9 protein-coding genes and 1 pseudogene are annotated in these 13,816 nt (G+C 59.6%); 8 read left to right on the top strand and 2 right to left on the bottom strand.

All coding sequences use genetic code 11. From position 1 onward, the window contains the following. Positions 1 to 173 (top strand): annotated as a pseudogene (locus tag ACVWZU_RS01700) (RNA-guided endonuclease TnpB family protein); the annotation flags it as partial. A 99-nt stretch (positions 174 to 272) separates the two neighbouring features. On the opposite strand, the gene ACVWZU_RS01695 reads toward ACVWZU_RS01700, so the two are convergent. Together ACVWZU_RS01695 and ACVWZU_RS01690 are read right to left on the bottom strand one after the other, a co-directional pair. Next, entirely contained in the window at positions 273 to 425 is a 153-nt protein-coding gene (locus ACVWZU_RS01695; protein ID WP_011429120.1) for a chlorophyll a/b-binding protein, read from the bottom strand. 116 nt (positions 426 to 541) lie between these two features. After that, complete coding sequence (locus ACVWZU_RS01690; protein ID WP_414342748.1) at positions 542 to 1,426, bottom strand: penicillin-binding transpeptidase domain-containing protein; 885 nt, start codon at positions 1,424 to 1,426, stop codon at positions 542 to 544. 119 nt (positions 1,427 to 1,545) lie between these two features. On the opposite strand from ACVWZU_RS01690, the gene ACVWZU_RS01685 reads away from it, so the two are divergent. The 7 genes from ACVWZU_RS01685 to ACVWZU_RS01655 all read left to right on the top strand — a co-directional run bounded on the left by ACVWZU_RS01685 (position 1,546) and on the right by ACVWZU_RS01655 (position 13,811). Then, positions 1,546 to 1,773, top strand: a complete 228-nt coding sequence (locus ACVWZU_RS01685) for a photosystem I reaction center subunit IV (RefSeq protein ID WP_414329200.1) — start codon at positions 1,546 to 1,548, stop codon at positions 1,771 to 1,773. Positions 1,774 to 1,824: 51 nt separating this feature from the next. After that, on the top strand, positions 1,825 to 2,694 hold the full coding sequence (locus ACVWZU_RS01680) for a DNA-formamidopyrimidine glycosylase (protein WP_414342749.1): 870 nt from the start codon (positions 1,825 to 1,827) through the stop codon (positions 2,692 to 2,694). Positions 2,695 to 2,755: 61 nt separating this feature from the next. Beyond that, a complete protein-coding gene (locus tag ACVWZU_RS01675; protein ID WP_457443025.1) occupies positions 2,756 to 3,358 on the top strand; it encodes a pentapeptide repeat-containing protein in 603 nt (200 codons plus the stop codon). Positions 3,359 to 3,462: 104 nt separating this feature from the next. Then, complete coding sequence (locus tag ACVWZU_RS01670) at positions 3,463 to 4,059, top strand: response regulator transcription factor (protein WP_011432870.1); 597 nt, start codon at positions 3,463 to 3,465, stop codon at positions 4,057 to 4,059. Positions 4,060 to 4,214: 155 nt separating this feature from the next. After that, on the top strand, positions 4,215 to 11,765 hold the full coding sequence (gene hpsA / locus ACVWZU_RS01665) for a hormogonium polysaccharide biosynthesis protein HpsA (RefSeq protein WP_457443023.1): 7,551 nt from the start codon (positions 4,215 to 4,217) through the stop codon (positions 11,763 to 11,765). A gap of 73 nt (positions 11,766 to 11,838) precedes the next feature. Beyond that, positions 11,839 to 12,594, top strand: a complete 756-nt coding sequence (locus tag ACVWZU_RS01660) for a prepilin-type N-terminal cleavage/methylation domain-containing protein (RefSeq protein WP_099887272.1) — start codon at positions 11,839 to 11,841, stop codon at positions 12,592 to 12,594. Positions 12,595 to 12,644: 50 nt separating this feature from the next. Then, the gene (locus ACVWZU_RS01655; RefSeq protein WP_457443020.1) at positions 12,645 to 13,811 is read left to right on the top strand and encodes a PilW family protein; all 1,167 of its coding nucleotides are present in this window, start codon (positions 12,645 to 12,647) and stop codon (positions 13,809 to 13,811) included. Positions 13,812 to 13,816 lie beyond the last annotated feature (5 nt).

Raw genomic sequence — 13,816 nt, 5'->3', positions numbered from 1 at the left:
GCAATGGTAAGTCGTTCAAGTGTGGACACTGCGGGTGGGAAGGGGATGCTGACCATAACGCTGCTCAAGTAATCTCTCTCCTTGGGGCGACTGTAGACTCGCCTGAAATTCCGAAACTTAGCTGTCCTCTGGGGCCGCTGGGGATTGGGATAAAGCCCGCACTCTGCGCATAGCGCGGGTGTCGGGTAGTTTACGCTTCCTGCTCAATACAATAAAGGGCCTGCAAGCCAGCAGACCCAAGGAAAAGCCAAAAGGCGGTAAGTTGAGGTCTCTTAGATCAGGCCCAGCCAGGAAGCAACGCCTTGGCCCGTCACCGCTTCGATGACAATGGCCAACACAAAGCCAATCATGGCAGCCCGACCGTTGAGGCGCTCGGCATACTCGTTAAAGCCAAACTTGGGCTCAGACAAATTGGGATTAGACATGAGAACCTCCAGGGTAAATGGGAACGACAGAGAGTGGGATCCGTAAAGAACGAAAACGAGAACGGCACTTGACCTTCAGTATAGTTTGCATTTCTTCATGATCGCAAGCAAGGTGGTCACCCGCTGCCGATGGCGGCGATGATCTGCCGCGCCAGGGGAATGGCCGCCTCATAGGCTTTGCCCTGATGCAGGTGCAGCACCAGCGTCCAGTTGGGATCCGGCAGGGGCCAAAAGGCCAGCAACCAGGCTTGAAAATCTTCTGCCCAGAGAATTGGTCGTCCTCGTCGTTGAGGATTGAGGATGGTGCCAGACTTGGCTGCCACTGGGATCCCTTCTGGGGCAATGCCGCGACAGGTGCCCGCTGTTGCCGCCAGGCTCATGCCAGCATGGAGAGCCTCCCAAATCCAAGCCGGTAAAGAGAGGGCAGGCAGAGAGACCTCGCCAGAAAGGGGTACACCTCGGCGGGCAATCACGCCCCCATAAACCAACAGCTCCCAGGGATCTACCGGCCCAGCCAGACCGGTCGCCAAGAGCGGAGCCGGAGTTGTATTCTGCACACTCCCTAGGCCGAAGCGCCGCAGCCACTCCACCAGGGTATCGGCCCCCAGCTCCCAGCCCAACTGGTAAAAATGCACGTTGCAAGAGTGGGCCAGGGCCTGGCGCAAGTTCAAAGCCCCATGGCCGCGGGGATCCCAGCAGGGTAGGCGGCCCAACCCCAGTTGCGGCGGCGGATCCCACCAACCCGGGCAGTGGATCAAGCGCTCCCCAGAGCTGATCCCAGTCTGCAGAGCAGCGGCGGCAACGGCGCATTTGACGGTTGAGCCAGGGCTGGCCCTGATTCTGGAAGCCTGCTCCGGCTGCCAAACCCTTGTTAAACGACCGGTGTTCAGGTTGAGGACGGCGGCAAAATCGCGCGGATGGGGCAGCCCTGCAGATTTCCCCTGCAAGCCCCAGGTCAAAGCAGAACCCAACAGCCAGGCTCCACAGGTGCGACGGTTCATCTGCTGTTGGCCCCGAAAACCCAGCCAGACAAAAGCGGATCCCTGTTACAAAAATTCGGAAATCGCAGCCTTCTCACGGACTAGGGTAATCTGAGTTCAGGTCAATGGAGATAACCCTCATGGCAATTCAGCGTGGTGCCAAAGTCCGTGTGCTGCGGAAAGAATCCTACTGGTACCGGGATGTGGGAACGGTTGCGGCGGTGGATACCAGCGGCATTCTCTACCCGGTGATCGTCCGCTTTGACAAGATCAACTACTACAACATCAACACCAACAACTTCCGCGAAGATGAGCTGGAAGTGTTGGAAGCTCCCAAGGCCAAGGCCAAAGCCGCTCCGGCCAGCTAAACCAACAAGGGTTCTGATGCCGGGAGCTGTGTTGCTTGAGCAAGTTGTTCTGTGCCTGAACTGCCGGAAGTTGAAACGGTTCGGCAAGATTTGCAACGCCTCACCCTGGGGCCACGCATACTTGCGGTGGAGGTGCTCCTGGCCCGCACCATTGCCTACCCTGCAGGGGAGATGTTTGGGCGGAGCTTGATTGGCACCCGTTTTACCCAGTGGCAGCGGCGAGGAAAGTATCTCCTGGGATCCCTGGATTCGAGAGCTGTTCTGGGCGTGCATCTGCGCATGACCGGGCAGTTGCTCTGGGTGCAGGGATCCACCCCTTTATCAGCTCACACTCGTGTTCGTTTGGCCTTCGAGGAAGGGTGGGACTTGCGCTTTGTGGATCAGCGCACCTTTGGCCAGATGTGGCTGGTGCCCGCCGGTGTTGAGCTGGAGGCAGTGATCCCCACCCTGCAGACCTTGGGGCCGGAGCCCTTTTCGCCAGCTTTTTCTGAGGCCTATTTCCAGGCTGCCCTGCAGAAGAGCCGCCGTCTTATTAAAACCGCGCTGCTGGATCAATCGCTGGTAGCCGGGGTGGGCAACATTTACGCCGACGAAGCCCTGTTTCTGAGCGGCATTCACCCTTTGACGCCAGCAGTTCAGCTTTCGGATGTAGCCAAGGCACGCCTGCGAGAAGCTTTGATCGAGGTGTTACGGGCCGGGCTGGAGCAGCGGGGCACCACCTTGCGGGATTACCGGGATCTGCGTGGGCTCAACGGCAACTATCAAGGGCAAGCGTGGGTGTACGGTCGGGAAGGGGATCCCTGTCGCCTCTGTGGCACCCCAATTCAGCGGATGAAGCTGGCAGGTCGGTCGGCTCACTTTTGCCCCCACTGCCAGCCACTCAAAACCCCCCTCTCCCTTGGAGAGAGGGGTTGGGGGTGAGGGGGAGCGCTTGGGCTCCGGAGCAGCTACCATCGTCAGTGCAGGGGATCCGGTGAAAAGAATGGCATGGCTCCGGTTCACAAAGCTCTGGGGTGGGGCGAGTTTGCTCGGCTGGGTGGTCTTCCCAGGGGCTTCGACCTTTGCCCAACTGGAGTTGGATGCCCAACTGGGCCGATCCCAAATTGTTTCTCCCAGCAAAGATTGCCCCGCCTGCAACCTAACGGGGGCAGAACTGCCGGGAGCTGACCTCAGTGGGGCCAACCTGAAAGAAGCGATCCTCAGACAGGCCAATCTCCAAGCTGCCGACCTCTCCCAAGCAATCCTCAATCTGGCCGATTTGAGAGGGGCCAATCTGAGTGGCTCAGCTCAGGCAGGGGCTTTCTTGTGGGAAGCCGATCTGGCGCAGGCCAACCTGCAGCAGACAGATCTGACGGGTGCCAATCTGCAGGTGGCCAACTTAAGCGGGGCCGACTTGCGTCGAGCCATCCTCACCGGCGCCGACCTCACAGGGGCCAAGTTACACAATGCCGATCTGCGGGGGGCCGACCTGCGAGGCGCTTTTCTGGAGGGGGCGGATCTGACCGGCGCCCTGTACAATGCCCAAACCCGGCTGGATCCCACCTTTGACCCCCAGGCCCGCGGCATGGTCTTGGTGAAGCCATAACTCCCCTCTCCCCAAGGGAGAGGGGCTGGGGGTGAGGGCGCTTTATTTGGGATCCCCCCTTGGGCAGATTAAAACCAGCACCCCCTCGGCTGGGATCCCCTGCCATGACTTCCCCTGTCCGCGTTCTCATTGCCGACGATCATCCCCTCTTCCGGCTGGGGCTGAAGTTTGCCCTGCAAGCGCAAGGATTTGAGGTGGTGGCCGAAGCCGAGACGGGATCCCAGGCCGTTCAGTACTGCCGCAGTTGCCCCATCGACGTGGCCATTTTGGATGTGCGCATGCCGGATGGGGATGGGATCGCCGCCTGCCAGCAAATCACCGAGCTGGGCCTGCCGGTGGTGGTGGTGATGATGACCACCTTTCAGGAGCCGGGTCTGATTGAGGCAGCCCGCCGCGCCGGGGCCAAAGGCTACCTTTCCAAAGAGACCGACCCGGCGGAATTGGCCCGCGTCATCCGTCAGATTTTGTCCAACCCCGAACGAGACTGGCTGCCTGCCCGACAGGAGCTGCCCAAGCTCACCCCCCGCGAGCTGTGTGTGCTGCAACTGATGAAAGAGGGCCTGGCCAACAAGCAGATTGCCCGCCGCCTGGGCCTGAGCATCGAAACTGTCAAAGAATACGCCAGCACCGCCTACCGCAAGCTGGATGCCAGCGACCGCGTCACCGCCCTCCTCAAGGCGCAACAACTGGGGATTTTGTGAAAGGATATTGAGGATTCTTAAGAATCTTGCAGAGAGGGGGCTGGCAGCTCCCCCCAGCGGTGGGGATGTCCGAAACTCCGGATCCCTTGCATACTGTTGCTATCTTGGCATCTGCCCAAGTGCCCCTTCTCACCTGCGTTATCTGAGATACGGCCATGTCTGCTCCTTCCCCGCTGCTGCTCAAGCTCACCCTGCGCTTGCTCGCCTCTTTGAAAGCACGGGTGGATCGGCGCAAGATCCGAGAGCGGGGCTTTGTCCTGCCGGTCGCTGTTTTGATCGTGCTGGTCTTGAGCTTGGTGACGGTAGGGCTGCTGACCCGCTCTACCCAGCGCACCATCCAAACCCAGGTGGAACGGGCGGAGCTGACCATCAGCCGGCAACTGAATGCTGCCATCGACCGGGCCAGGGCCAAGATTGACAACCTCATTCGGGATCGCCGCCTGCCCAACAGTGCCCCCACCGATGCCCAATTCACCTCTGCGCTGCTCAACGATGGCGCATTGGTGCCTGCAGAGCCCTCGGATCCCTATACCCTTCCCGATGAGCGGCGCTTTTTGCTGAACTACAGCGCCCTTGTTCGGGATCCCCAGAATCGGAGCCAGGGAATTGAAGTGCAGCGGCAAGCCCCAGTCTGGTGGTTCTTGGTGGATACCGACAACAACGGGATCGACGACTCCGTTACCGCCTACACCATTCTGTACAACCGCCGAGCGCCGGTTACGGGGCAAAGGAACCTCCAGGACTTTGAGGAAAACATTTCCGATACTGAGCGGGCGCGGCGACTGGTGATCCGCGGTGGGCCACTGCAGGGTTCGGCCTTGGCGGGGTGTACCGATTCTCCGGCTGAACAGACGGTCAACCCCAACGTGGGGGACTGGTTCCAGGTGGGCTCATCTTTGCAAAAGCCCTTTCAGGTCTATGCAGTTACTCTTCCCATTGAGGGGGCCGACTCCACCACCCGCGCCGTTTCGGCTCTGCAGTTTCAGCAAGATCGGCGGCGGGATCTGCTGAACAAGTGGGGAATTTTCAACCGCGGCGACGTGGAGTTTTTCTTTACTCCTGGCTACAACTGGAACGGTGCTATCTACGCAGGCGGTAGCCTTTTCTTCCGGAACACTGCCAACAACTTGTTCCGGGCTTTCGCCATCAGCTCGGAGCAATCCTGCTTCTACATGCCCGCTGACAACTCTGAGATCACTGCCTTTGGAGAGCTGGTGGCAGGGGCCATTGGCTACGCCGGCCAGCAGGTGAGCGATACTCTGATTTTCGATGTTCACTCTGACCAGAAAGACGTAGCGCCACAGGTGCTGGCTCGGTTGAACAACCAAAATTTTGACTCGGTGCAGAACCAGGTAGAGCCAGAAAATGTGGCGCTGGATCCGCTGGAGCTACAGCTTTTTGGTCGCATTCGCACCCGCGGAACCTACGCCCAAGATGTAGCAGGATGGGCAAATTCTCCTCTCAACGCCAAAAAGAGAAAGAGGGAGGACCCTGACGCCCAAGAGAGGGAGAACCCTGGCCGGATTAAAGCTGGCGGCTTTCGGTCCGACCAGGCCTGCCCCCCCTACGTGGACGATGTGTATCGGGCCGACAACCGCTTTGGCCCCAAGGCCAGCTATGACCGTCCACCGGTCGAACCTAACCAGCAGAGGGGCTGCGACGTGGACACCTTTGCTCAGAGGTTTGGTGTCAATGCCGGTAGCCCGATTCCTGCTGATGCCAGGAACAACCAGAATGAGTCTTTGACCGAGGACAACCCACCCCCAGGCGCCCTTTCCGAGGTGGGCTTGGATGGCTATTGGGAGCGGCGGGCACGCGTGGAGGGCTTGCGGGTGATCGTGGGGCAGCGGCTGGAGCTAACCCGCACCGATTCTTTGCCTTTGCCTTTGGTGCCCACCGGGAATGCGGATGATCCCACCAAGTTACAGGCCATTTTCATCAGCAACGAGGCGCGGCAACGGCTAACGCTACGGGATAACCCAGCGGCAGTGCAGGCCACGGCCGTTTACCACTACAGCCATGAGCAGGGGCGCTTTCCCATTGCCTGCTTGGCCACGGTGGCTCACCCCGGCACTCCCTGGAGCTTGCAGCGGGCTTCCACCTTCCCTACCGGCGACCAGCGCACTCAACTGGGCATCAACTTCTTTACCGGAGAGGGCACCAACGTTTGGGAGTATGACCCCGAGCCGATGCGGGAGCAACTGCGGCCTGGCACTCCTTTGTGGACAGCGCTCACCAACCTGGCCAATTTTGCCGGCGATCCCGATGGGGCCTATCCACCCAAGCAAGAAGCGGGCCGCATTCACCCGGATCCGTTTATTACGGCTTTTGGCAACTTCTCCGAGCTGCGGCGGGCGATTGGGCAGGCGATTGATCTGGTCAACCGAGGCACTCCCGCTGACCAAGTGACTGACCAACTGAGCCTAGCCGACCAAACCACGCTGCAAACGGCAGGCTGCATGTTGGGCATGCTGGCCGATAACATCCTGCGCATTCGGGATGCCGCCACTGCCAGCAATCCTGATCCCACAGCTCAAATCCTTTGGAACGACATCCAAGCCAGCCGAGCTGGGAACCGAGAAGCAGCCAACCGGTTTTATCTGCCGCTGCGCTACATTTTCCCTCTGCAGCCCTTCCACCACAGCGTGCCCCCCAACCCCAACGATCCCCTTGAAGATGAGCGGAGGCGGGCCTACCCCTTCTTACAGGGGCCAGTAACCTATCAAGCCGTGGTGGATCTGGAATCCATGAGGCTGAGGCCCCGGGCCACCATTGACCAGTGGACTTTGCCCCATGCCCCAGCCAATTGCACTGCTGCTGGCCCCAATAGCAACCAATTTGATCTCATTCGGATTGGCAACCAGTGTCGTCGCGTGCCCTTCAAAGATTCCGTCTTCTACGATGGCCGCGAGGCGATGGCGGTGCGGGCCCTCAACATCGACCTGGCCCTGCTGACCAACAACGTCAACGGACAGGCCAGGGGGTTGATTAACGGGGACACTTGGCTGCCTGCCGGCATTGGCGAGAACCGAGAAGGGGGGATTTTCTACGCCTTCCGGGAAGATGCCGTGCGGGAAGATGCCATTGCTCGTCCGCCCTTGGGCACTTTTGATAGCTACCTAACCAGCTGGCGCAACGGAAATGCCCGCGGTGACTTGGGCAGCGCCGGTATTATGAACGCCGGTCAGCCGAATCGAGGCACGGCCAATGGCCAAACGGTCTGGGATCCCCCTGTTTCCAATCCAGGTGGACTCAGCCCCAAACCGGTGGACTACTATGCCGATCCGGATCGGCGGCCCTACGGCTTCCGCCTGCGCAACGGGGCAGTGTTGGCCCGCAGTGTGTTTAACCCCAGTAACGACATCAGGCCTACTGAAGCTCTCTTTGGCTTGTCCTTCATTTCCGACAACCCTGTCTACATCCAAGGGGACTTTAACCTGCACCAGACGAGGAACGGGCAGCGGCTGGAGGAGTTCAAAACTCTCCTCAATTTCGGAGCAGACGGCCTCTACAGCAACTTCTACGGGCGGCCGCGATTATTATTCAATAATGTCAATGAAGACCGGCGCTTTGCTCGGGTGGCGGAGGATCTCTGGCGGCCGAGCGACGTGTTGGGCGACTCGGTGAACATCCTCTCTGCCGATTTCTGCGATGGCAGCATCGACGACGGCTTTGTGCAGGATGCTACGCTCAACGGCGGCGGCAGCAGCTTTGTGGCTAACCGGAACTACCAGGGCAGCCCACAACGAGCCTCGGCTCCTCGCCGCAACGAACACTACGGCTGCAGCGGAAGTAACTTAGGAGCCAACACCTCCTTCCTCAACCAAGCGCTGGTGATCCGGGGCGACAACTGGCCGGCTCGGGATCCCAACAGAGATGGTGCTGGGGTTCTGCGCTTCGACAACACCAACGGGGCGCAGAATTTGGGCAACCACGTGCGGCAGCCAGGCTGGCCGGAGGTCTTCGCCCGCGACACCATCTTTGCCCGCCGCGACAGTGCCAACCCGAGCTCAAATAACGCTGACAGGACAGCAGGGCTTGGCGTGCCAGAAGTGCGGCTCTTGCGCGCACCCGATGCGGGCTATGCCAACTTTGGCACCCGCATTTCGGCTTTGGGCAACCCGGTGCTGGACACCTCCCGCTGGCTGCTGATAGCTTCCCTCCAGCCTTGCCGACCGCCTGAAATAGAAGGAGGCGGTGGCCTGTTGGCCGAGTACTACAACGGCTGGATAACCAGCCCGGAGAACCAGTACAACCCCGACACAGGGTTTGGGGACACCGACACCGACGTTGAAGTCTCTGAGCTTCTGAGGGCTCCAGATGCTAACCTGCCCTACTTGCGGGCAGTGCGCTGGCCGGATCCAACCTACCCTGTTCAGCATTGGAGGCTTGGCGTTCCAAATGAATCCTTCATGAGAGAAGAAGACCAGGGAGGACCAAAGTGCGATCCCTCAGGTGATTGGAACACTCCATACGACGAGCGAGCCTCACGGTGGTGGGCCTGCATTCGGGACGCTTTGGAAACAGATAAAGATGGCCAGGTTTCCGGCTGGCAGCCAGGTAGTTTTGCCCGCTGGGTCAGCGGTACCAATCTGCCGGTTTGGGGTGGGTTCTACTACCTGTTTGCCAACCAGAACTACCTGAACACCAACTCCCCCTTCCTCTGGCCCTTTGGCTGGGACGGCTGGCCTTTGTGGAATACTCAACCCAACTTTCCCAAGGCTGACTTTTTGTGGATGCCAAGATGCAGTGAGCCGGATATGAATCCGCCTCAACTTCCCGCTGATGCTCCAGACATAGACAGGGGCAACATAGGCTTCTGGCGCTCCTGCTGGCGGCGCAGAGAGGGGTCATGGGGAAGTGGCAACAACTATGGTAATGACTTTTTCGTGGTGCGCTGGGTAGGGGAGCTGTATCCCCGTTGGCCGGGTGTTGCCACCTACAACCTCAACACCGACGATGGGGGCCGACTCATCATCCGCAGGAACCCCAACTACACTCTTAACCCAGATGAGGAAGAGCCAGCTTTTAGAGGCTTCTATCGCAATGCGGGCACTCGTCTAGAAGAGCTGTCGGAGGATGAGGCTGTTGGTGCCGAAGCTTGGTCGGATAGCGCCGATAACCGTGTGAGTTTCCGGCTGGAGCTGCAGTGCGTTACCGACTACACTCGGCCTTCTCCCTACCTGGTGGAGATCCAAACCTACGAGAACATGGGCAATGCCTTTGTCCGCTTCACAACTCAGGGAGATGGGCAGCCGCTGGAAAACTATGACCTGCGCTACCTGAAGCCGCTAAAGCCCGTCAACCTGCCCTGCCAGCCGGATCAGACTAAACCTCTGGCACCCAACCAGCAGTACTGCGCAGAACCCCTCAATTGCGATCCCATCTGGACAGACTGGACTCCTGCATGTAAAACCAACATCTGTCAGCAAACCACTATTAAACAAACCAGAACTGCCACCTTGCCTGCCGGTTGCCCTGGCACTCCGCCGTCGGAAACTCGGACGATCATCTGCTACCCTCAGTACAACTACGGGAAATGGTCGGACTGGACGCCTCAGTGTACCCAGCAGCAGCAGTGCAACAAAACCACCATTACCCAAACCCGCAGCCGCACGGTAACGCCGCTCTGTACCAGCCAAAGCCCCTTTGTCGAAACTGAACGCCAAACCATCACCTGCCAGCCTCCAGGTGCTAGCTGCGGTGCTTGGTCTAAATGGACTCCTGAGTGTACGGTGGCCAACGGCGGCACCAAAGTCACCCAAACTCGCAGCCGCACCTGCACAGTGGCAGCTTGCGGAACCAGCTACACCGAGACGCAATCCGAGACGGTTACTTGCCCGCAGATTTGCAACTACGACTGGGGGCCTTGGACGCCGGCCAGTTGCGATGAGGTCATCAACCAGATCGCCTGCGGCACAACCAAAACCTTTACCCAAACCCAGACGGGCACCCTCATCGACAGCACCAGCAGCCCCACCTGCTCGCCCACTGCAACGAAGACCCAACGTTTGACCTGTCAAGGGCGTCCCTGCGGGCCGAGCACCTTTGCCCCAGAAACGCCCTCCAAGAGCCCCTTGGACGAGTGGATGGCAGCCAAGCCCAACACGGTGGAGCTGCGCCCCATTCAGGCAGTCGAGGCCGATCCGGAGCCGGAGACCATCAGCGTGAATACGGTGGCTGCGGCTCCTGCCGAGGGCGTAACCATTGCCCTGCAGCCGCAGCTTTCCCCGGTGCTGGAGGTGAAAGCCGGGGTGCCCAAGCCACCCAAGTGGCCCAACCCTGCCGAGGCTCTGCAGGCGGCCTTCAATTGGATGTTTGGCGAACCGGCCTATGCTGCCCGCGAGGGCTTGGTGAGAGGTGGCGTTCTCTCCGAGATCGTTTCTCAACCCAACCGCGAGCCCGGCATCCGCCCGGCTATCAAGGGAGAGGCTCTAGCAGGCTCGTTTACAAAGGGAACCGACCTCTGGGCCCGAGCGCTGAGGCGCAAATTACTTAGGGAAGATCTGACGGTGGGCTGCCCCTCGGAGGAGGAAGGCCCAGATTCCAAAGGCGGCTTCTGGGTGCCCGGAGTGTTTCGCCCCAACTTCAACACCACCTTCAAGTACACCGCCTACACCGGTGACAGCCGCCCCAGCACGTTGCGCATCAAAGACTGGAACGGAGACGGCCAACTGAACTTCTGGGACAAAAACGGCGACGGCGTTCGCGACTCCAACGAGCCTTGGGATGTACTGGATCGGGATCCGCTGTTTGCGGAGAAGAATCCTGCCAATCCCAATAAACTACTGGTTCAGCCCCAGATGGCGTTGAACCCCTATGCTTGGGTAAACGAAGGTGACACTCAGAACTACTCCCCAAGCTCCAACTATCGTGGCGGTTACTACATTGACACCAAGGGGAGCGAAGATATCCGCAATGGCCTGTGCTTCTACGTCAGGGTGGACTCGGGCACCAAGAGGGTTCAAATCCAGATTGATCGCAACGGTTCCACAATGACCGACAGCGATTTCCCCAGCGATACCGCCGCTTTTGCTTGGGTGGATGTGGAGCCGTTCACCCTGGACCTGAACAAGACTCCCACTGGCTTTGCCGGCGAAAACCCGGTGCTGGGGGTAATCCTGGATGAGGTGACCCGTCGGCCCATTCCCATTCCCCGCTTCCAAGAGCTGGCTTCAACCGATGTGAACCAGCGCCGCCGCAACGACGATGGCAGCCAAAACCGGCAGCTGCAGCCGGCCAGGGAAACGCGGGTGAATGCCATTGCCATCAGCGGCACCCTGCCCTCGCGGCTAGACCAAACTGCCGGCGGCATGCACAACTTCCTGCGCCTCAACGAGCTGTGGAGAAATACCAACCTCTTCTTCAGCGGCTCGATGATCCAGCTCAACTACAGCACCTATGCCACCGGCCCCTTCCTGCAGCAGAGCTTTGAGCCGCCCAACTTGGTTACGGGCTCGGCCCTCACGCGGGGCTACGACTACTACTACCCACCCAACCGCCGCTTCGGCTACGATGTGGGCCTGCAAATTGCCCGTCGTCCCAGCGCGGTGTCGGCTCGCTTCCAATTCCCCTCCAATGCCCGCACTGAGTTCTTGCGGGAGTTGGATCCTCAGGATCCGTATGTGCGGCGGCTGCGCTGCGGGCTGCAAGCTCAGCCAGATGTGCCCCTGCAGGCGGCTGCTCGGATTGGAGGCTGCAACTAATTCAACTGATATTGACTTCCCATGCCAGGGGTAGATTCAAGGTAGGCAGATCTGGGCGAGCGCTGGAGGGGATATGAAAAAGTGGCGGCTTTTGCGGCAGCAATTGGAAGCAGAAGGCTTCACGCTCATTGAGGTCTTGGCCTCGGTGGTCATTGTGGCTTTGGCTATGGCCGCTCTTGCTCCTGCTCTCACCCTGATCGCCTACCGGCGGGCCATGACGGAGCGGATAGAAGTGGCCAATCAACTGGCCCGGGCTGAGGTGGATCGCATTCGCACTCTGGTTGACCTGGAGCTGGCCGCTAACCCAGCTGCTTTCCAGAACCCGGCTCAGTTGGCTCGTCTGCCCAGGATTGGAGCAAGCCCCTTGGCCAATACCCCGCCTCCTGCCGATATGGACAACCCCGGCCCCAACTACTCCATTCGCCTGGCCGAAGTGCGGTTGCCGGGGCGAAACCCCGAAACCTATGTCATCCAAACCTTTCGGGATAGGGGCGGGGAATGCATTGACCGACGCAACAACACCGTCATCTCAGGGGTTCCCTGCTCCTTCTTTTTGGGGGTGAGGGTGTACCACCGCTTTTCTTTTGATCCAAACACTCGGCAAGCTCTTCCTGGCCTGCGCGCTGAGACGGTCTCCGCCAATCAGAACTTGGCCAATGCCGATGTGTGGCTCTTTCCCATGGCCAGCTCGATTGTAGAAGTCAACCTGGCTGCCAATTTGGGGGATGTTTGCCGGGCCGTTTTGGCCGATGTTCAAGCCAGGGGTGGGATCCCGACCAACAACTGCAATGCCTTCCCGCTGCCCAGCCCAAGCCCTACCTCGCTTTGAAGCGATGGGTAAGCTCCTCCTGCAGGCTCACAAAAAGGTGGTGTTTTCCTATGTTCAAGGTTTTTCGCCACAGGGTTTACCAGAGTGCGGGGTTTACCCTCATCGAGCTTTTGGTGTCGCTGGTGGTAGCCTCGATCTTTCTGCTGGCCACCGGCATGATCGTTATCGAAACCATGCGGCTGGATCGGGAAGAGACAGGGCGCACCCAGGTGCAGGCGGAGCTGACCCAAGCCATGGAATACATCCAGCAGGATTTGGCGGAGGCTCTTTACATTTACAACGACACTGAGCAGAACCCACAGCAATCTGATCGACTTGGGGACGGGATCCCGGATGTCATTCAGCGGCTCTACGCGCCGGGCTGGATCCGCCGACCCGATGACGCTATCCCGGTTGTTGCCTTTTGGAAGTTGGAGCCGATCCCGCAGGGATGCTACGCGGGCAACCCCACCTTGCAAGATATTCGAAGAGGCAATGCTACCCTACCAGACCAGCCACCTCCCGAGTTTCCGCGCGATCAGAACGGTAGAAATGCGGATTGGGACACTCTTGTCAGCCGCCGCGGCATCTACACCCTGGTGGTGTACTACCTACGCCGCAACTACAACAACGCCGGCAACCCAACGGGGCGCACTCCCTGGGAAGGCAACGCGCGGATCGACCGTTTTGAGTTGCGACCCTTCAACATTCAGGGTCAAAACAACTGCGCCGGTCGCAGCCCATTCTTTAGGGTTGATCCCGATCCTTTCCAGGAGGGTTTTCTTGCCTGGCCCTCTCAGCAGGCTCTGCAAAGGCTCCAGCGGGAGGGAACACCCCAGGAGCGTATTGCTGATGCAGGCAATCAAGGCCCCCGCCTGACAACTCTAGTCTCCAACATCTTCAGCAGCCGGGAGGGAAGTCCGCAGGTTGCACCCGCTTGCCCGCAGGGCTATGCCTTTGGTGGCGGCAGGCCCAACGGCGTCACCTTCCCAGGGCTGGGAGATAACCAAAACGACGTGGGCTTCTCTGTCTGCGTGCGGCAAAGCGTCGGCGCTGACCGACCGCAGGATGTGATCATCAACATCACCGCCACGGCCATGGAGCGAGCCAACCCTGGCCTTTTCCGTCGCTACATCCGAAATGCCACCAGCGTCGATATCTCAGAGGTGTCGCGCTACTTGCTGCCAATGCAAACACAGGTTCTTGCCCGCGGTGTTATCAACCGTCAGCTCTCCTAGGGGGA

Source organism: Thermostichus sp. MS-CIW-26, assembly GCF_054059115.1.
This window is presented reverse-complemented; position numbering and strand designations above follow the sequence as displayed.

Excerpts from the sequence above, each read along its gene's own strand:
- ACVWZU_RS01660 (WP_099887272.1), top strand. The coding sequence starts at position 11,839 with ATGAAAAAGTGGCGGCTTTTGCGGCAGCAATTGGAAGCAGAAGGCTTC.
- ACVWZU_RS01690 (WP_414342748.1), bottom strand. The coding sequence starts at position 1,426 with ATGAACCGTCGCACCTGTGGAGCCTGGCTGTTGGGTTCTGCTTTGACC.
- hpsA (WP_457443023.1), top strand. The coding sequence starts at position 4,215 with ATGTCTGCTCCTTCCCCGCTGCTGCTCAAGCTCACCCTGCGCTTGCTC.
- ACVWZU_RS01685 (WP_414329200.1), top strand. The coding sequence starts at position 1,546 with ATGGCAATTCAGCGTGGTGCCAAAGTCCGTGTGCTGCGGAAAGAATCC.
- ACVWZU_RS01675 (WP_457443025.1), top strand. The coding sequence starts at position 2,756 with ATGGCATGGCTCCGGTTCACAAAGCTCTGGGGTGGGGCGAGTTTGCTC.
- ACVWZU_RS01670 (WP_011432870.1), top strand. The coding sequence starts at position 3,463 with ATGACTTCCCCTGTCCGCGTTCTCATTGCCGACGATCATCCCCTCTTC.
- ACVWZU_RS01655 (WP_457443020.1), top strand. The coding sequence starts at position 12,645 with ATGTTCAAGGTTTTTCGCCACAGGGTTTACCAGAGTGCGGGGTTTACC.
- ACVWZU_RS01695 (WP_011429120.1), bottom strand. The coding sequence starts at position 425 with ATGTCTAATCCCAATTTGTCTGAGCCCAAGTTTGGCTTTAACGAGTAT.